The organism is Bacteroides sp. 41_26 (genome assembly GCF_949740115.1).
GTDB classification, from domain to species: Bacteria; Bacteroidota; Bacteroidia; order Bacteroidales; family Bacteroidaceae; genus Bacteroides; species Bacteroides nordii.
The window spans coordinates 13,720-32,308 of record NZ_CATJGZ010000053.1; the positions used below are offsets into that span (position 1 = coordinate 13,720).

Sequence of the window (18,589 nt, forward strand, 5' to 3'; positions counted from 1 at the left end):
GCATAGTGTAACTTCAATCGTAAATACTAAATCGTCTAATAGTAAATCTCCTAATCGTTCCTTAATTTAAGATTGTCAGCATTATGAGAAACAAACTATTACTATCCGCAGCCATACTCCCGGCGTTAAGCATTAGTAGCGATGTTCATGCAGCACAAAATCAGAAACATCCTAATATTATTATGTTTCTGGTAGATGACATGGGATGGCAGGACACCTCTCTTCCCTTTTGGACACAGCGTACACATTATAATAATATTTATGAAACGCCCAATATGGAGCGTTTGGCGGCACAGGGTATGATGTTTACACAGGCCTACGCTTGCAGTATCAGCTCTCCAAGCCGTGTCAGTTTGTTTACAGGTATGAATGCAGCACATCACCGGGTAACCAGTTGGACACTGCGCAAAAACACAACGCATGAGCAACCGGACTCCGTTATGATATATCCGGAATGGAATGTAAATGGCATTTGCCAAGAACCGGGAATAGAACGAACAACTCAAGTCACCACGCTGGCGCAAGTTCTGAAAGACAACGGTTATCACACTATTCACTGTGGGAAAGCTCATTTCGGAGCAAATGATACTCCGGGTGAAGATCCGCTGAAAATGGGATTTGAAGTGAATATAGCCGGACATGCCGCAGGTTCCCCTGCAAGTTATTACGGTAAAGAGAACTTTGGAAACAAGCCCGATGATAAAAGCCCGTTGGCTGCCGTACCAGGTCTGGAAAAATATCACGGTACAGATACATTTCTGAGCGAAGCACTCACACTAGAAGCAGAAAAAGCTCTGGATAATGCACAGAAGAGTGACAAGCCATTTTTCCTGTATATGGCTCATTATGCCGTACACACGCCTATACAACCTGATCTGCGTTTCTATCAGAAGTATCTCGATAAGGGATTGCCTCCGGTAGAAGCTGCCTATGCTACTCTTATAGAAGGGATGGATAAAAGCCTCGGTGACCTGATGGACTATCTGGAAAAGAACAATCTGAAAGAAAATACCGTTATTCTTTTTATGTCAGACAATGGCGGACTGGCTGCGCATACACGCGCAGGGCAACTCCATGTGCAGAACTATCCACTCAACAGTGGTAAAGGCTCTGCTTATGAAGGAGGGGTTCGTGAACCAATGATTGTCAGTTGGCCCGGTAAAGTTAAACCCGGAAGTAAATGTAATCACTACCTGATGATCGAAGACTTCTTTCCATCCATATTGGAAATAGCTGGTGTATCGGACTATAAGACGATACAGCAACGGGATGGTATCAGCTTTGTACCTCTTCTTACTGAAAAAGGCAAAGTGCAGGATAGGGATATCTATTGGCATTATCCACACAGCTGGGGACCTTCGGGACCGGGAATCGGGGCAACGTGTGCCATTCGTTCGGGAGACTGGAAGCTGGTCTACTATTTTGACTCCGGTAAACGGGAGTTATTCAATATAGCCAATGACATTAGTGAAAAACAGGATCTGGCAGCAAAAGAGCCATGCATCACGAAACAGTTGGCAGAGAAATTAAGCAACTACCTCCGTTCTGTTGATGCACAACGCCCCGTATTACGTAAAACTCAACAATTGGCACCTTGGCCGGATGAAGTAAAATAAGATGTATTCACCCTTAAAATTAGTAGACAAACAGATGAATAAAAGAATATTTTTTCTACCTCTTTCACTACTTTTCATAGTCACAGGCATAGCCTCCGCTCAAAACAAAAGTGCAGGCATTAATTTGTCTGTATGGAAAGGGATCAGCACCCAACCGGCTGACAGTGCACAGACAACCTATTTTAACCTGGGGATCCTTTCCACCATGAATAGGTTGAACGGAGTAGGATTTAATGCATTTGGCAGTGTCATTGGTGGTAATATGAACGGTATACAATTCTCCGGACTTGCCAATATGGTAGGCGGAAGTATGCGCGGCATACAATTATCGGGTATTAGTAACATCAACGGAAACAATATGATGGGATTATCCGCCACTGGTCTTGTCAACATTGCAGGTAATCAATCGAAAGGTGTCATGCTATCCGGAATGACGAACATCAGTGGAGACAATACATCCGGCGTGATGGCAAGCGGTATTATGAATATATCGGGAGACGGAGCAAGTGGTGTACACCTGGCAGGACTTGCCAATATCACAGGCGCTACTTTCAGCGGAGTAACAGCAGGAGGTTTACTGAATGTGATAGGTGAACACCTGAATGGCGTACAAATATCCGGACTCGCCAACATAGTGGCATCACGAATGAACGGTGTACAGATTGGATTGGGAAATTACGCAACCAAAGCCAAAGGGGTACAGATTGGATTAGTGAATTACTATAAAAATGAAATGAAGGGATTCCAATTGGGACTTGTCAATGCCAATCCGGACACAAAAGTACAAATGCTGATCTTTGGAGGTAACGCAACGAAGGTCAATATAGGTGCCCGATTCAAAAATAAACTGTTTTATACCATTATAGGTGCCGGAACGTATTATCTGGATTTCAGTGATAAATTCTCTGCAGCATTATTCTATCGGGGTGGTATTTGGTTACCTCTCTGCAAAGACTTGACAATTAGCGGCGACTTAGGATATCAACACATTGAAACATTCAAAAACAAAGATTACGGTATTCCGGCACGCCTCTACGGACTACAGGCCCGTTTAAATCTGGAATATCAGATTACAAAGAAATTCGGCATATTTGCCTCCGGTGGTTATGGTGGCAGCCGTTACTACAATAAAGACATCACATATGACAAAGGGGTGATTGCAGAAGCAGGAATCGTATTGTTTTAAGTGATAAGTGATTAGTGATAAGTGATTAGTGGGCTGCGCAATCGTTGATACAGCGCAGCCCACTAATCACTTATCACTAAATCACTTATCACTATTTATTGCTTTTCCTTAATCAACCCCGTCCTATACGCCACCAACAGTTTTTTCAGATCCTGAATCTGCGTAACCAATTCCTTCCCTTTATCCGTATCTTTTACCATCATACGCTGAGAATTGAATTCAATTACAAAAGTGGTTGATTTGATATCCTGTCCTTCTTCTATGGCTTTTTGTGTAGACTGAAAGGGCTCGTGTTGCACCAGCTGTAAACCATGAGAGTGATATACCAATGTATATCCGGCAATACCAGTTTCCGGCTGATAGGCTTTTGAGAAGCCTCCATCAATCACAAGTAACTTTCCTCCGGCTTTCATTGGTTGTTCGCCTTTAATGGTTTTCACCGGTACGTGTCCGTTAATGATATGTGTATGCACGCCTGTCACACCAAATTCTTCAAGTATCTGGTTACATATCTTCTCATTATCACGCAAAGTATAGTAATACCCTTTCTTTTCCTTATGCAGCTTTTTGTCAGCTATAAAATAACGTTCAAAAGTAGCCATCTTATCTTTATCGAACGAAGGAGCATCGGGGCCACACCACATATACCAGATGTAATCCATCGCAAAAAGCTTGTCACCATCCTCGTCTTCGTCAAAATAGGCCGTACGGATTAACTGATCAATCTTATCCATCAGATTCTTGCCCCAGTATTCTTTCCCGCGAATAGTTACATGCTTGAAGCTACCATCTTCATTTAGAGGAACAGAAGCATGATACAGAAGATTGGAATTGCACACCAGATACATCCCTCCATACGTAAACAGGCAACGCATATGTTTCTTCAACTTCTCGCTATTCATAAACGAATAATGCAGCTTATCTACCAGTTCCCTTTCTTCATCGGTCAGGCGATATGGATCTTTGGGATCTATGGTTGGGAAATTAGTATCACGCATCTCATATTCCACACCTTCATAGACAAATACGCCCCGCTCGAAATCAATCTTCTCCAGCAGCTTCCGGTTCTCCATACCAAACTCCGGGCGACGATTAATAATATCCGCTTCCAGCTTAAACTGTATAATTGTAATGGCCTTATGCATCTGCGTGATAAGACGCAATGTCTTCTCATTATATGCCGAATCAGCAAAATTCATTTTCGGTGCAAAAATAGTACAGGGATCATCGGCATAAGTATCCATAGCAAAGGTTGCCAGTGGTAAAAGATTAATGCCATATCCATCTTCAAGTGTACCCAGATTGCCATAACGCATGGACATACGAATCACATTTGCCATACAGCTCGTATTGCCTGATGCAGCTCCTATCCAGAGAATATCATGGTTACCCCACTGAATATCAAAGTTATGATAGTTGCACAACGTATCCATAATGATATGTGCGCCGGGTCCACGATCGTAAATATCACCGACAATATGCAACGAATCGATAGTCAAACGCTGAATCAGATTGCACATAGCTATAATAAAATCATCGGCACGTTTGGTAGATATAATAGTACTGATAATGACATTGATATAAGCATGTTTATTGGGTTCAATGCTCGATTCGTGCAATAACTCCTGAATGATATAAGAAAATTCTTTAGGTAGAGACTTACGTACTTTGGAGCGGGTATACTTGGAAGATACATTCTGGCATACCTTTACCAATTGGTTAAGAGTGATCAAATACCAGTCGTCAAGGTCTTTCTCACGAGCTTTGACCAGTTGCAATTTCTCTTCAGGATAGTAAATCAGTGTACTGATCTCTTTCTTTTCTGATTCACGCAGGGTATTACCAAAAATCTCATTTACTTTTCGCTTCACTGCACCCGATGCATTTTTCAATACATGTTGAAAAGCCTCATATTCACCATGAATATCTGTCAGGAAGTGTTCTGTACCTTTCGGTAGATTCAGAATGGCTTCGAGATTAATTATCTCCGTACTGGCATCAGCAATAGTAGGAAAACTACGTGACAACAACTGCAAATAACGCAGGTCGCTTACAATACTTTCAGGGGTTATATTACTTTGGGCAGTCATGATATTTACGATTTATTCCCTACGGTCATGACCATTATTAATCCATAACACATAGGTACGTTGACAATTTACGATTTTACGATTTAAATTACTTATTTGTTTATTTTAAAGCCTATATACAAACTTCACAGCGCAGCCAATTTTCAACTTTCAATTTTCAATTTTCAACTAAATAAGATTTTCAACTCAACAAGAACATGAGTAATATCTGAGCAATAATGACACGCAAAAACATGCACAACGGATATACCGTGGCATAAGCTACAGACGGATTATCACCCGGAATAGTATCATTCACATAATTCAATGCCATCGGATTTGCCATACTTCCGCATAACATACCAGAGACTGAGCCAAAATCGATTTTCATTATCTTGAAAGCAAACATGCCAACAATTACGGTAGGAATAATGGTTAATCCGGCACCCAGACCAATCCACAACGCCCCTTCAGGACGAAATACCGTATCGAAGAAATGTGCACCGGCATCAAGCCCCAGACAAGCCAGATACATGGAAAGCCCCAATGCACGAAGCATCAGATTGGCACTGCGGGTAGTATAAGTGATCATGTGCATACGCGGGCCGAACGTACCAATCAGAATACCAACAATGATAGGTCCACCTGCCAATCCCAGTCTCACAGGAGCACTAATACCGGGAATAGAAATTGGAATAGCCCCAAGAGCCAATCCTAATATGATACCAATAAACACAGCCACCAGATTGGGCTCTTTCAAACTTTTTACGGCATTTCCCAATACTTTTTCCACATTCTGAATGGCAGCTGCCTCGCCTACTACTGTCAGACGGTCACCAAGTTGCAAAGTAAGTTCAGAGGTAGCAAGTAACTGTACACCCGAACGGTAAACACGGCTGATATTGATTCCATAATGGTTTCTCAAACGAAGTGAACCGAGTTTCTTGCCGTTCAGTTCGGGGCGGGTTACCACAATACGTTGCGAAATAAGCTGGCTGTCAATAGCATTCCAATCGATATCTTCCTTATTCCAGTCAGTGTTTTCCTGTTCCCCAAACAGTACAGTCAGAGCCAATACATCTTTTTCAGAGGTTATAACCAACAGACGGTCACCCTCTTTCAGAATCTTCTCAGAGGTAGGGATACTCACATTACCGTCTCTCCACAAACGGGATATGACGAATTTAGGATAACTCATATGAGCTATATCCTTGACACTTTTATTGAAAATAGCAGGATTGTGTACCTGAAAAGCAGCAATATAAGTTTTGTTAGTATCGTCTTTCTCTTTGATGGCAAGATCCTCTTTACGCACTAATACCTTCCGGATAAGTAACACTGCAAGAATCACTCCTATTACCCCCAATGGATAAGCAACTGCACAGCCCAAAGCAGGAGTGCTACTCTCCAGTCCCATCTGTTTTAAGGTTTGTTGTGCTGCTCCCAAAGCAGGAGTATTAGTAGTGGCCCCACAAAGGATACCAACCATATTAGGTAAAGAGACACCTGTTGTATAACTGCATAACACCGTAAGCAGGGTGCCCAAAAGCACTACGGCAAGGGCCAGCATATTCAAAGTGATACCACCTTTACGAAAAGAGCTGAAAAAGCCGGGACCCACCTGAAGGCCCAATGCATAAACAAAGATGATAAGTCCGAAACTCTCGGCATAATTCAACATCTGCGGATCAACTGATAGTCCGAAATGTCCGGCAAAGATACCTGCAAAAAACACGAAAGTCACTCCAAGAGATATACCACAGATGTGTATTTTGCCTAATCCCAGCCCGATGGCAGATATAAGCGAGATAACAACTACGGCCTGCAAGGCTGAATGCTCGATGAAGAGACTATATAACCATTCCATAAATATAATTATTCAATGTGCTAATGTGTCAATTGACAGCACTGTAACATACCACATGGTAATTGGCATATCGATACATTGGCATATTGGCACATTAATTTTTGCAAAGATAGAAACTATTTATGCGCGTACAAAACTTTTGTGTATCCATTTCATACTGTACCAACGACGAACAAAGATGATACCCCGAATGTTTTCGTCCAGCAAAAAGGCCACCCACATACCACACAAACCCCAACCCCAATGAACTCCAAACAGATAACCTCCGCCTACTGCCACAGTCCACATTACAACCAAACCGACGTAAAAAGGATAATTCACATCGCCTGCTGCACGCAAAGCATTGGTAGCAAAAATATTGATAGGACGCCCTATTTCCAGTACGGTATCTATAACCAGCACGATAACTCCCATACGAATAATCTCCGGATTGGTCGTTAACCACCCCAAAATAGTATGTCCGGAAGCAGCAAGGATACAAGAGAGAATAAAAGTGATCATCACCGATTTTTTCATCACATACTTTCCCAGCAGAAAAGCAGCATGAGGTTTCTTTTCTCCTATCAGATGACCGATGCAAATAGCTCCTCCCTGTGCCATTGATATACTGAAAAGATATACAAACATGATGATATTAACACAATAAGTTCGCGTTGCCAACGCTTCTACTCCCAGCATATTAATAAAGAATGTTATGACTACCTGCGAAGAGCTGTAAGATAACTGTTCACCCGCCGAAGGTAAACCTACTTTCATCAGATTTTTCAGTTCTATCCAGGGAAAAGGACGTAAATAGACAAGCGGAAAACGATGAATATGTTTGCGGAAAAGAATTATGAACAGAATTACCATTGCTACTCCCCGGCTGAATGCCGTAGAGATAGCAGCTCCTTCCACACCTAATTCCGGAAAACCAAACTTACCGAAAATCAATGAATAGTTCCCAATGATGTTGATAATGTTGACAACCACTGTGACCAACATCGGATAAATAGCTTTATTAGCACTACGAAGCGATGCCGATAAGGTGAGAGATATAGCCTGAAAGAAAGCAAACGAGCCAACAATACGCATATACTCTGCACCATCTGCCATTAGTTCCGGACCAAGCCCCATCCAACCGAGTATGGTTGTATTCATTGAATAAAGAAAAAGACTGATTATTCCTCCTACAACCAGATTCACTAACAGTGATACTCCAACAACCTGTACCACTTTTTTTTCGAGCTTCGCACCTAAATATTGTGAACATAAAACGGACGTTCCCAGATTGATTACCTCAAATACCAGGAACGTCAGCATTATAATTTGATTGACTACCCCTACGGCAGCAACACTGTTATCGGAATGACGGCTTAACATGATAGTGTCTACTGCACCAAGCATCATGATAAGCAGCGTTTCTATAAAGATAGGAGCAGCCAGCTTGGCCAGCCTCTTCTTAATACTCTCCTGCTGAATTTTGTGTGTCACTTTTTACCTCGTCTGAATTTCGGGGTGCAAAGGTATTCAATTTTAACGAAACCGAGAGTTGATTTATATCAAATAAGTTAGAGCCTGCCTTTATAGACTACATAGTTATCCCATCCATCCAGATATCCTTCAAGGCGATTCCCCCAAAGATTTACTTCATCGAGATAAGACACATCATTCGGGCCATATACCATGCGAAGAGATGACTGTACTGCATTTTCCCAGTTCCAATTGAAACGATATTCATCCTCCCGTATTCTTCCATCAGGATACTGTATACGAATGTAATCCACTCCCCTCCTATCCAGATAAAAATCAATCTCCTGCCGGCAGTAATAACCATCCATATTATAGTAAGTTCTCACCCAGGTACGACTGCACAGATCACGTGACTTATTATAATAGCTACCGCCAATATCGTCATCATCATAAAAACCATCTATTTCAATCTCACAGGCTGTTAGATTAACCATAGCAAAGGTCAGCAATACCAGTTTCAAATATTTAAAAGCTTTCGTTTTCATAATCTTTTTCCTTTCTTTTATGTGTTTTTGCATAAAACAAAAGTAGGCAAACGTTCGATTGAGCCCAAAAGAAAAATCCTACATTCAATAAGGGAATAGCCTAATCCTTAGAGGGAAATCTCACCTTTTTACTACCAAACGTTAACATCGACACCAAACTTCTTAATTCATGTTATAAATCAAGCTATTAAGCCTCAAAAGTTTGCTATTTTCCCAGAAGCATGTATCTTTGTACTGTGTTTTTCATAGTATTAGATTTAAGGTTAACAAAAAGATTGGCTGTCTGGGATAGATAGCCTTTTTTTATGCTCTTATTTTAATTGCTATCCTCTTCCCTCCTGTTCTGAACAAAATCTCCTTTTAAGTGTATATAGGAAAATCATTCATTCTAAAACACTTAATTATGAAAATCTATTTTGTAAAAGCTGCTGCATGGACAATACTTACATGCACTACTTTATTTTTCACCGCATGTTCCAAAGACTCAATCAATATCAATATTGGCGAAAATGGGACAGAAGAAGGCCAATCTGATAACGGAACAGGAACTCCGGATCAAAAAGCATTAATCACTTTTCATGCTTCTATAGAGAGTAGAAATATGACACGCTCTCTTTCACCGATGCGTAAAGGAATAACAAGTTCCATATACGCATTCAAATCACCAGTTACTTCACTTGAAACTCCTTCTGCCGAGGGTATCTATACCACTGCTACTGTAGGCGTACTAACCGGGGTAGAAGGATATAAAATGTATCTGCCCAATGGCGTTTATTATTTCTACGCCATCTCTAACAACGCTTCTACGACTTCTGCTAAATTCATCAACGAGCGTTCAGAGCCTTTGACCAACGGAGTAGATTATTTGTGGGCAAGTAACAAATTACAGGACGTTACGAGTACACAAGTGAGCATGCCTGTTCTTTTTCAACACTGTGCCACCCAGATAGTATTCAACATCTCTGCCGGTAGCGGAATAAAACTAGACAAACTGGTATCAGCTTCCATCACTCCAACAACCCCGGGTGCTACTATGGATATGATTACCGGAGAAATAACTCCGTCTACAACGTACAGTACCGAAACAGCCAATATGGGAATCAATGGTTTCACAGCTCAATATATCATGCTTCCACTAAAAACCAATACAGCGATGCCGCTGACCCTACAAATACTGGCAGATGGCGAAAATACTCCACGTACCTATAACGTAAACGTTCTTTTACCCAACGGAGAGTTGGCAGGAGGAGATTCTTACGTATTCAGTGCAGTGATTGATGGAAATTCTGTTTCATTTCCTAATGTTGAAGTATTAGGTTGGACCGAAGTAGACGAAACTGGTAAACCTCTTTATCCATTACAAAAACCGGACTAAAAAAGTTTTCGCGTTTAACATTTGAAACATAGCCAATTAACGATATGTGGAAGAAAAAGTAGAAAAAAATCTTGCAGAAAGGTTTGCATAGTTCAAAACTTCCTTCTATCTTTGCACCGCATTTGAGAGAGAATGCGGGTTCAAGGAAGTTTGGGTGAGTGGCTGAAACCACCAGTTTGCTAAACTGACGTACGGGTAACCGTACCGCGAGTTCGAATCTCGCAGCTTCCGCTTAATCTCAACAAAAAAAGAGCTAAGTTATTAAGACTTGGCTCTTTTTAAATCTAAAATCGGTGGGTTCGTCTAACGGTTAGGACACATGCCTCTCACGCATGTAATACGAGTTCGATTCTCGTACCCACTACTAACTAATGATAAAGCAGTTACAATTCATTGTAGCTGCTTTTTTTATTATATTTATTTTTTAATTCCCATTTAATAGCAGTTTTCAAAAAGTATTAACTAAATTTGTAGTAATTATTTAGTAAGAAAATATCTACAGAATTAAAAATGATAAAATCATAATACTATGGAACAAACAATATGGATTTTTTGGATCATATGGCTTATAGCAATAATAGCCCAGTTAGTAATGGTTATTAAATTCTTTCAGATGTCCTCAGATATCAAAGACATAAAAGAAATGATGAAGTATGATTTACGAACAAAATATCCCGAACTACAGAAAAACAAAGAAACAGAAGCACAAGTAGAAGATATAATAAAAGATAACCCAGGAAAATTCACGTGGCAAAGTTGGGTAGCTTTAGCTATCCTATTAATAGGGATATTTGTTTATCTTTTTAGCGGCAAATAGATTTACTCATAAAATAATGATTATTAGGAAAGGGGGGGAATGCCTTTTCCACCCGATCCATTGATTTACGTCAACTAACTTCATGCTTTTGCAAACAGTATCAATTACTGCTTATCAGAACACGTTATAGCTCTATTTAGAAAATAATTCACATAAATGATTCTTATTTGTAATTTATAAATGCATGCCGATATCCTTGTATTTTATTCCAGTTCCCTCTTGTAAAATCCGGTATCTCTACAGGGACAGATCCGTTCTCTATCGAAAGTTTAGTCAAAGGAATTAGTGAACACCATTCTGCAAGATCATAAACATCCATATCTAATGGTAATCCGTGATGCAGACAATAGATTAATCTCGAATCCATGATGAAGTCCATACCACCGTGTCCACCTACTTCTTTAGCCTGTGCTTCCATGGTTTTGACAATAGGATCTTTATACTGATTCATTAACCGGTTCTTTATTTCTTCGGGCATATACTCATGAGCAGTAAAATTTTGCCCGTTTGTAATATCCGAAGGCAAATCACCGTTATTCAATGCATAGCCTTCCACCGGATATTTATTGGCAAATCCTTTAGTACCTGTGAGTTGGTATAAGCGACTGTAAGGACGTGGCGAAGCTACATTGTGCTCAATCTGAATTGTCTTTCCTTTTTCCGTACGTATTAAGGTAAGCGTGACTTCTCCATTTTTCACCTTTTGTGCATCTTCACTATTTCCATGTTCTTTCAAATACTGAGGTAAAGAGAGAGGATCACTATCCATTGCCACCAAATATTTCATCCGATCACCACGATGAATATCGAGTAGCTGACAAGCTGGGCCCATACCATGTGTGGGATACACATCTCCCCTATTATTGAGATTGTATTGCATACGCCAGTCTGCATTGTAGTCTCCCCAGTAATCTTGCAAACAATGATTATAAGCACCTTTTACATGGGTAATATCTCCAAATAGTCCTTGTTGTGCCATGTTCAGAGTTGTAATCTCAAAGAAATCATATACACAGTTCTCCAACATCATACAGTGCTTTCGAGTACGTTCTGCTGTATTTACGACTTCCCATATCTCTTCCAAACTCATGGCTGCAGGCACTTCGCAAGCTACGTGCTTGTCATGCTCCATAGCATAAACCATCATGGAGGTATGATGCAGCCAATCAGTAGCTATATAAATAAGGTCGATATCCGGTCTTTCGCACATTTGTTTCCAGGCATCCTCACTACCATAGTATTCAGTTGCTTCAGGCATATCGGCCTGATGAAGCATTTGTTGGCAACTATCTACTTTCGATTGATGTAGATCACATAGTGCTTTTATTTCGATTCCTTTTTGGTAAGTAAAACGCCGGATGGCTTCACTACCTCGTGAACCTAATCCGATAAATCCAATACGTACAGTTTTAATAGGAGGACAAGTTAACCCAATAACATCTTGCTGCCCGAAAGGGCGTTCAGGAGTAAATATAACAAGAGACTTGACATCCTTTCCCTCTTTTTGCATATTTGCAGTGAGAAACAAACCTGCCGCTATGCAAACAACTACAAGTATAATAGTCAACGGAATGTATTTTTTCATGATAATAAAATTGGGAGATTGATAATTAATACTTCTTTTCTTCTTTTATGCTCTAAGGTTTATATTTTAAAAGAGCTATTGAGTAATTAAAATACTCACAGGAATATAAAAATAAAATATTAATTAACACTTTGACTTATATGAGTCTTCAAAAGGCTTTCAAAATGATGTGAGTAGGCTATAAATTCGTTCTTTTTCTTGGTAGACAATGTAGAATTATCTATATTTGAAGACTTCTTTTTAATGCTTAGGTTCTATTCTTTTATGAACTTAAATAATTCAGGTATGTCTATTATAAAACTATTATTTCTGAAAGGAGGCAAGTATGGAAGAACGCATGCTTTTCTCTAAGATACAGCAAGGGGACACAGCATCTTTTGAATGGTTATATAAGAAGTATCATCCCAAAATGTATATGTTCTGCAAAGGGTTTCTACACGACGAGGATAAAACAAAAGATCTTGTTCAAGAATGTTTCATTGCCTTTTGGGAACATCGTACTCAGATTAATGCACCAGAAGCAATAAGCGTCTATTTATTCCGCATCATGAAGCATCTTTGCCTAAAACAAATTCGGCGGGATTCATTACTCAACAATTTCTCTAATATAAATGAAGTGGCACTGAGGGAACTGGAACTTTCTTATTACACCCCAGAATGCAATATTCTAAATGATTTGTATTTCAAAGATCTGAATGAACAATATCAAGAAGCACTTGATAAGTTGCCCAAACAGTGCCAGAACATTTTTCGAATGAACCGGAATGAAGGTATGAGAAGTGAAGAGATTGCCGCAGCACTGAACTTGTCAGTTCGTACTGTTGAAAATCAATTGTATAAAGGACTAAAACAAATTAAGAAGTCAATGCAGGAATATCTTCCTTTATTGACTATCTTATTAATTAAGAACTTTTTAAAATAATATTGTGATGATTAGTATCAATGAAGATTATTTTATGAAATATCTCAAGAATGAACTTACTGAAGATGAGACACGCCAATTAGTAGCATGGCTGCGTGATAACAAAGAGAATCAGAAGTTTCTTTTTTCATTGAAAGATTCTTATCTGTATCTAAATTATGAAAAAGATAAGAAAGAAGCCGATACTGAACATGAGTGGAAGAAATTCTCAGAAAGAACCGGTCTTACTCCTAAATCAGCTCCTTCCGGCAAGTATTTATCCTTGAAACATGTTTGGTTCTCTGCAGCTATCATCCTGTTGTGTATTCTAAGTGGCTGGATAGCCGGAACTATTTACACAGGGCTGAAGATGCCGCAAGGGCTGGTGACTTTAGAGACAGAAGTAGGACAACAAGCAAAAACAGTATTACCGGACGGCACAACAGTGCTTCTGAATGCTTGCTCCAAACTGACCTATTCTCTGGAAGGCTGGAATAATACACGCAACGTACGTTTGGAAGGTGAGGCAATCTTTGATGTAGTACACAAAGAAGATAAACCTTTTTACGTGCATACCCATAACTATTGTGTCCGCGTATTAGGCACTAATTTTAATGTAATGGCATATGGAAATGATCCGGAAGGAGTTGTTACATTAAAACATGGTAAGGTAGAGATTGGCATAGCGGGCAGTAATAAGAATATGTTTCTTCAGCCGGGAGAAAGTTTTGTATATGACAACCAAGCCGGAACTTATCGGATAGAACAACGTTCGCTAAAGCATGTCTATGCCTGGGAACGCAAAGAGATTATCTTTGAAGGGCATACGCTGGAGGAAAAGAAAGAAGAGCTTTCAAGACATTTCGGATATAAGTTTGAGGTAGCTCCGGAATTACAGAAAATGAGTTATAAAGCTACACTTCGCGACGAAAGTCTGAACGAATTTCTTGCGGCATTGGATAGTATTACTCCACAGATGTCTTACCATATTGATGTAAACCGAAAAATAGTCAAAGTGAGAAAATAAACGTATGGAAAAGATAAAGACTACTTTGATAGGTGCAGGATACCGAGGAAAACAATTGCTAAAATTTCTACAAAACTCTTCTTTTTTTGAAGTAATGGCAGTTGCCGATCCGTATATTGAAGAAACCGATATACCCGAAATTGTTTGCTACAACAATGGCGAAGAAGATTATTTAAATATGCTTGACCAGCATAAACCGGAGTTGGTGTTCATTACCTCTCCCTGGCAGTGTCATGTTCACCATGCAATACAGTGTGTGGAGAGGCGGTGTCATGTTGCTTTAGAGATAAAAGGCGGGCTTTATTTAAACGAGTATCAACCTTTGATTGATTTGGCAGAACAAAAAAGTTGTCGTGTTTTTCCTTTAGAGAATACGCTTTTCCGACGGGATATTTTGGCTTTATGCAATATGGTGGATGCCGGTGTATTCGGAGAAATTATATATATGCGCGGTGGATACCGGCATGACTTACGTTCTTTATTGCTAGATGATTCCGGTAACATCGGTCATCGTGGTAAAACAGAAAGTGTATGGCGAAGCAAATTCTACCAGAGCGAAAACGGCGATCTTTATCCGACACACGGATTAGCTCCTCTTTGCATGATTGCCGGTATCAATCGGACGGATCACTTCAAATCTTTGACCTCGCTCGCTTCTAAGTCGGCTGGTTTATTGCAACGAATAAAAGACTTAGGTGGAGATACAAATGTAGAAATCAAGATGGGAGATATTGTTTCTACTCAAATAGAAACTGAGAAAGGAATTCTTATCTCGCTAATTCATGATACCACGTTACCTCGTCCTCGTAGTTTGGATTTTGAAGTACAGGGAACAAAAGGTATATGGCAGGGAGATAATAGCCGTATCTATGTGGAAGGTGTCAGTCCGGATGAAACCTGGGAACCTGATCTCTCCTACATTGAACGTTACGAAAGTTTATATTGGCAACAGTGGGGTGAAGATGCTCTATTGCGGGATGCGCATCATCAAGGCATGGATTATATTATGTTGAAAGCATTAGAAGCTGATTTACAAGGAAAACTCGTCTATCCGGCTACTCTCAACGATCTCGCTTTGTGGACTTCCGTTTCTCCGTGGTCAAAAGCTTCAATTGCTGAGCGGAAAACAATTTACTTTCAATAATAAAAGAATCTTTATTCTAAACTGTTTCAAAAATTAAAAAGGTCCGTCGTTTCCGACGGACCTTTATTAGTAGCGTTATTCAAAAATTAAGCTACCTATTGAAGCGTGTATCTCAACGTAAAATTACCGCTACCATTAGGAGTAACTGTGGCAGGATTACCTTCTGATATAGTAATTCCATCTTTCAAATCGACACTTACCTTATAATATCCTTCAACAGTCGGTAGTGTGAAATGAGTTGCATTACCGTTTAGTATATTAGAATTTGCATCGAAGTTTGCATTCGGTAATTCTATTTTTGTTTCACCGGAAGGATTTGTCAGTATAAATGCTATATCTCCTCCCCAACTGAACACGTAACATGTACCTTCGTAAACAAAACTGTTTCCTACGCGTACTAACGGGAGTGCGCTATCTGCCTGCCAGTTCTGAGCTGTACCCGTTTGCGAATGTGCCCAACTCCATCCATACATATAGATTGCATCCGGATATCCACTTGCCGGACGGGCATAAGAGCTACCACTGAAAGCATCTATCTGAATAAAATATTTGCCGGTAGAGCTTGTTAAGGTCCAGTTTGCATTGCCACCACCCGTGAACAAATCTTTATTTGGAGTGCAAAGCGATAAATCTACAGTATTGGAACTAATCGTCTCTCCTTTTGTTAGTTCAACTTCACCTTCATAGATATAGCTTGTGCCACTCTTTAATTGCAGTTGAGTGCCGGCAAAATCAATTCCATTACCCAGAGTTACACCATTTGCCTTTACTTGTTCACTTGCAAATTCAAGAGTACGTTCACTACCTATAACAGAAACTTTGGTACATTCATCTCCTTCAAAATATACACGGATTTCAAAAGCACCACCTGCAGTAACCGGGAAGCTCTTACTTATATCATATGCCGAACCAGTCGTGAGCTGAGTACCGTTCCATAATATAAATGAATCTTCTCCGGCCTTCTTCAACTGGAAGGTTCCTGCAGCAATAGAACCCCACATTCCAGTTTCTACATTATCTCCTTCGGGTGGGAACCAGGTATAGTAACGTAAATCACCGCTTTCATATCCTTGCATACGCATCTTCGCTTTCTCTTCTTTTATTTCTCCATCTTGCCAGTGACCGGAAATAGTACCGAGAATATAATAACTATCTATAGATGGAAGAGATGTCCAGCCATGTCTTTCTCCAAAAGTCAGTTCAAAAGTTTTAGGATTGAATGTGATTTTGCAAGAGGCTTCAATATCACCACCAATAACAATGGAGTCTTTAGCCATTGCCTGGATCTCTCCATTGGTGGTTCCCCAATATAATCCTGTATTGGTAGGAGTTGGAGAAATAATACCTTTTATGTTGGCAGGAAAAGTCTCATCAGCTTCAAATACATCTCCGTTCGGATATAATTCGACTACAGACTTATTGCCCAACAAGAGGTATAACCTATTGAAGGTTGGTACTTGTAAGGATGTTAAATCAAAACTTTGCACCGCCTCTCCATTCCGGCTGTTTTCCAGAATCACCTCCACTTTAAAAGTTCCTTCTTCTGCATTTTTCGGAAGAGGGATAGAGAATGTTTCATTCATTTGAAAACTCTGTCCCAATAACATCTGCTCTTTGCGATAGAGTTCTGTATCATTTCCGTCTTTCAAAAGAATGGTATACATTTTAAGATTCTTTTCGTCTGTTAATGTACCCGTTACGGAGACCTTATCTCCATAGAAAAGTCCACTTTGCGGAGATACAATAATGTTCATCTCCGGCTTGGGGGCGTTACCTGCATTTGCAGGTTCATCGTCATCACAACCGCAAAAAAGTAACGGTAGTATAGCTGATAGTAATATAAAAAATCTTTTTAAGGACATAATTATATTTTTTAAAGGGTTAAGCTTTAAGGAATATTTTGTGGTCATACATCCACTTGACAATCAACAGTACGATAGCTGATTGAAAGCAAATGCCAACCAAAGGATAATACACTCCGAACCACTGTTCCAGCCCGAAAAACAGAGAGTCTGATATACTGCGGAAGTTCACCACTTCAAATAAACAGTATGCAGCTATGGAATTCATTCCATAATAATTGAGCCAATTTACTGCTCCCGACTTCCATCCTTTTATATCAATCAGATAATAGAAGATACCCATGAGTAAGAAGCAGACACCGCCATAAAAGAGGGTCATCGAGCTGCTCCATATGTGTTTGATAATTGGGAAAAAGGGATCCATCAACAAGGCTGTGGCCACAAGGAAGCCACCCGTCAGCAGTAGCACTTTCAACCGTTGAACAGGCTCTTTCCGAAGCCGGAGGATATGACCGGCAAAACTGCCGAGCATTACAGTGACAATGAAGTTCAAACTACTTAATATCCATGTGTAGTGGTAAGACGAATCGAAGCTCCATGTTCCGTTTGTCCAGGTAACTCCATCACGCAAAGAGCCCAACACACAACGGTCTATCTCCTCTGCAATATTAGTTCCCGGTTCATAATTCATGTTACCTACTGTAACGAAAACTAATAAATAAGCTATGAAACATAGAACCGTAAAACCAATTTGCGTACGAAATGGGCACCATACGTAAAGCAGAGCTGCTACCACATACCCCACAGCAATCGCCTGGAGTGTATTTGCAAAAATGTGAAATTGCCTGATGTCTAATGCTAATAAGTTTCCTTGCACTACCCAGCCCAAAAAGAACAGGACAAAGAAACGCTTAAAAAGCCGGAAATAGAAATGACGGTCTATCTTTTCTCCTTGTTTGTATTTTGACATGGCAAACGGGATGGTGATGCCGGACATAAACATAAACAGTGGCATTATCAAATCCCAGAATGCAACTCCCTGCCATTCTACATGAGTGAATTGGTTGGCAATAGGATCCAATGACGGATTATTCTCTATTTCCAGCCAGGTCATAAGGATGGGTTGAAGCATCAACAAGCAGAACAGGTCAAAGCCCCTTAACAGGTCCAAGGAAGCCAAACGTTTATTAGCAGTTACCATAA

The 18,589-nt window shown here is 40.1% G+C and carries 14 protein-coding genes and 2 tRNA genes; 9 read left to right on the plus strand and 7 right to left on the minus strand.

Annotation, left to right across the window (positions count from 1 at the left end; translation table 11 throughout):
* The first annotated feature begins 83 nt into the window (after positions 1–83).
* Complete coding sequence (locus QX565_RS04095) at positions 84–1,616, plus strand: sulfatase (protein WP_221648978.1); 1,533 nt, start codon at positions 84–86, stop codon at positions 1,614–1,616.
* A 34-nt stretch (positions 1,617–1,650) separates the two neighbouring features.
* A complete protein-coding gene (locus tag QX565_RS04100; protein ID WP_255585414.1) occupies positions 1,651–2,802 on the plus strand; it encodes an LA_2272 family surface repeat-containing protein in 1,152 nt (383 codons plus the stop codon).
* A gap of 95 nt (positions 2,803–2,897) precedes the next feature.
* Here the strand turns inward: QX565_RS04100 and QX565_RS04105 are convergent, their stop codons facing one another.
* The 4 genes from QX565_RS04105 to QX565_RS04120 all read right to left on the minus strand — a co-directional run bounded on the left by QX565_RS04105 (position 2,898) and on the right by QX565_RS04120 (position 8,735).
* Positions 2,898–4,892 (minus strand): fructose-1,6-bisphosphatase, encoded by a 1,995-nt coding sequence (locus QX565_RS04105; RefSeq protein ID WP_289291448.1) that lies wholly within the window; start codon positions 4,890–4,892, stop codon positions 2,898–2,900.
* Positions 4,893–5,073: 181 nt separating this feature from the next.
* Positions 5,074–6,738, minus strand: a complete 1,665-nt coding sequence (locus QX565_RS04110) for a putative transporter (protein ID WP_251234979.1) — start codon at positions 6,736–6,738, stop codon at positions 5,074–5,076.
* Between the two features lie 120 nt (positions 6,739–6,858).
* The gene (locus tag QX565_RS04115) at positions 6,859–8,211 is read right to left on the minus strand and encodes an MATE family efflux transporter (protein WP_289291452.1); all 1,353 of its coding nucleotides are present in this window, start codon (positions 8,209–8,211) and stop codon (positions 6,859–6,861) included.
* 77 nt (positions 8,212–8,288) lie between these two features.
* On the minus strand, positions 8,289–8,735 hold the full coding sequence (locus QX565_RS04120) for a hypothetical protein (protein WP_289291453.1): 447 nt from the start codon (positions 8,733–8,735) through the stop codon (positions 8,289–8,291).
* 403 nt (positions 8,736–9,138) lie between these two features.
* On the opposite strand from QX565_RS04120, the gene QX565_RS04125 reads away from it, so the two are divergent.
* The 4 genes from QX565_RS04125 (at position 9,139) to QX565_RS04140 (ending at position 10,927) form a co-directional block, all read left to right on the plus strand.
* Entirely contained in the window at positions 9,139–10,110 is a 972-nt protein-coding gene (locus QX565_RS04125; protein WP_289291456.1) for a fimbrillin family protein, read from the plus strand.
* A 144-nt stretch (positions 10,111–10,254) separates the two neighbouring features.
* Positions 10,255–10,341, plus strand: a tRNA-Ser gene (locus QX565_RS04130).
* A 61-nt stretch (positions 10,342–10,402) separates the two neighbouring features.
* A tRNA-Glu gene (locus tag QX565_RS04135) sits at positions 10,403–10,474 on the plus strand.
* A 165-nt stretch (positions 10,475–10,639) separates the two neighbouring features.
* A complete protein-coding gene (locus QX565_RS04140) occupies positions 10,640–10,927 on the plus strand; it encodes a hypothetical protein (protein ID WP_221648984.1) in 288 nt (95 codons plus the stop codon).
* 163 nt (positions 10,928–11,090) lie between these two features.
* On the opposite strand, the gene QX565_RS04145 is transcribed toward QX565_RS04140, so the two are convergent.
* Positions 11,091–12,512, minus strand: coding sequence for a Gfo/Idh/MocA family protein (locus QX565_RS04145; protein WP_289291459.1), 1,422 nt, complete (start codon positions 12,510–12,512; stop codon positions 11,091–11,093).
* Positions 12,513–12,837: 325 nt separating this feature from the next.
* On the opposite strand from QX565_RS04145, the gene QX565_RS04150 reads away from it, so the two are divergent.
* The 3 genes from QX565_RS04150 to QX565_RS04160 are packed head-to-tail and all read left to right on the plus strand — an operon-like array spanning position 12,838 to position 15,584.
* Positions 12,838–13,434 carry an RNA polymerase sigma-70 factor gene (locus tag QX565_RS04150; protein WP_221648986.1) on the plus strand — a complete coding sequence of 199 codons (597 nt, stop codon included), beginning with the start codon at positions 12,838–12,840 and terminating at the stop codon, positions 13,432–13,434.
* Positions 13,435–13,468: 34 nt separating this feature from the next.
* On the plus strand, positions 13,469–14,440 hold the full coding sequence (locus tag QX565_RS04155; protein ID WP_255585415.1) for a FecR family protein: 972 nt from the start codon (positions 13,469–13,471) through the stop codon (positions 14,438–14,440).
* A 4-nt stretch (positions 14,441–14,444) separates the two neighbouring features.
* Positions 14,445–15,584, plus strand: a complete 1,140-nt coding sequence (locus tag QX565_RS04160) for a Gfo/Idh/MocA family protein (protein WP_289291461.1) — start codon at positions 14,445–14,447, stop codon at positions 15,582–15,584.
* 95 nt (positions 15,585–15,679) lie between these two features.
* Here the strand turns inward: QX565_RS04160 and QX565_RS04165 are convergent, their stop codons facing one another.
* Together QX565_RS04165 and QX565_RS04170 are read right to left on the minus strand one after the other, a co-directional pair.
* Positions 15,680–17,446: a cadherin repeat domain-containing protein gene (locus tag QX565_RS04165; RefSeq protein WP_289291462.1), complete on the minus strand. Its 1,767-nt coding sequence runs from the start codon at positions 17,444–17,446 to the stop codon at positions 15,680–15,682.
* Positions 17,447–17,465: 19 nt separating this feature from the next.
* Complete coding sequence (locus tag QX565_RS04170) at positions 17,466–18,587, minus strand: acyltransferase family protein (protein ID WP_289291463.1); 1,122 nt, start codon at positions 18,585–18,587, stop codon at positions 17,466–17,468.
* Positions 18,588–18,589: the final 2 nt, after the last annotated feature.

What these genes read in the sequence shown, in the direction of transcription:
- QX565_RS04095 (WP_221648978.1), top strand. Translation starts at nt 84, where the DNA reads ATGAGAAACAAACTATTACTATCCGCAGCCATACTCCCGGCGTTAAGC.
- QX565_RS04100 (WP_255585414.1), top strand. Translation starts at nt 1,651, where the DNA reads ATGAATAAAAGAATATTTTTTCTACCTCTTTCACTACTTTTCATAGTC.
- QX565_RS04105 (WP_289291448.1), bottom strand. Translation starts at nt 4,892, where the DNA reads ATGACTGCCCAAAGTAATATAACCCCTGAAAGTATTGTAAGCGACCTG.
- QX565_RS04110 (WP_251234979.1), bottom strand. Translation starts at nt 6,738, where the DNA reads ATGGAATGGTTATATAGTCTCTTCATCGAGCATTCAGCCTTGCAGGCC.
- QX565_RS04120 (WP_289291453.1), bottom strand. Translation starts at nt 8,735, where the DNA reads ATGAAAACGAAAGCTTTTAAATATTTGAAACTGGTATTGCTGACCTTT.
- QX565_RS04125 (WP_289291456.1), top strand. Translation starts at nt 9,139, where the DNA reads ATGAAAATCTATTTTGTAAAAGCTGCTGCATGGACAATACTTACATGC.
- QX565_RS04140 (WP_221648984.1), top strand. Translation starts at nt 10,640, where the DNA reads ATGGAACAAACAATATGGATTTTTTGGATCATATGGCTTATAGCAATA.
- QX565_RS04145 (WP_289291459.1), bottom strand. Translation starts at nt 12,512, where the DNA reads ATGAAAAAATACATTCCGTTGACTATTATACTTGTAGTTGTTTGCATA.
- QX565_RS04150 (WP_221648986.1), top strand. Translation starts at nt 12,838, where the DNA reads ATGGAAGAACGCATGCTTTTCTCTAAGATACAGCAAGGGGACACAGCA.
- QX565_RS04155 (WP_255585415.1), top strand. Translation starts at nt 13,469, where the DNA reads ATGAAATATCTCAAGAATGAACTTACTGAAGATGAGACACGCCAATTA.
- QX565_RS04160 (WP_289291461.1), top strand. Translation starts at nt 14,445, where the DNA reads ATGGAAAAGATAAAGACTACTTTGATAGGTGCAGGATACCGAGGAAAA.
- QX565_RS04165 (WP_289291462.1), bottom strand. Translation starts at nt 17,446, where the DNA reads ATGTCCTTAAAAAGATTTTTTATATTACTATCAGCTATACTACCGTTA.
- QX565_RS04170 (WP_289291463.1), bottom strand. Translation starts at nt 18,587, where the DNA reads ATGGTAACTGCTAATAAACGTTTGGCTTCCTTGGACCTGTTAAGGGGC.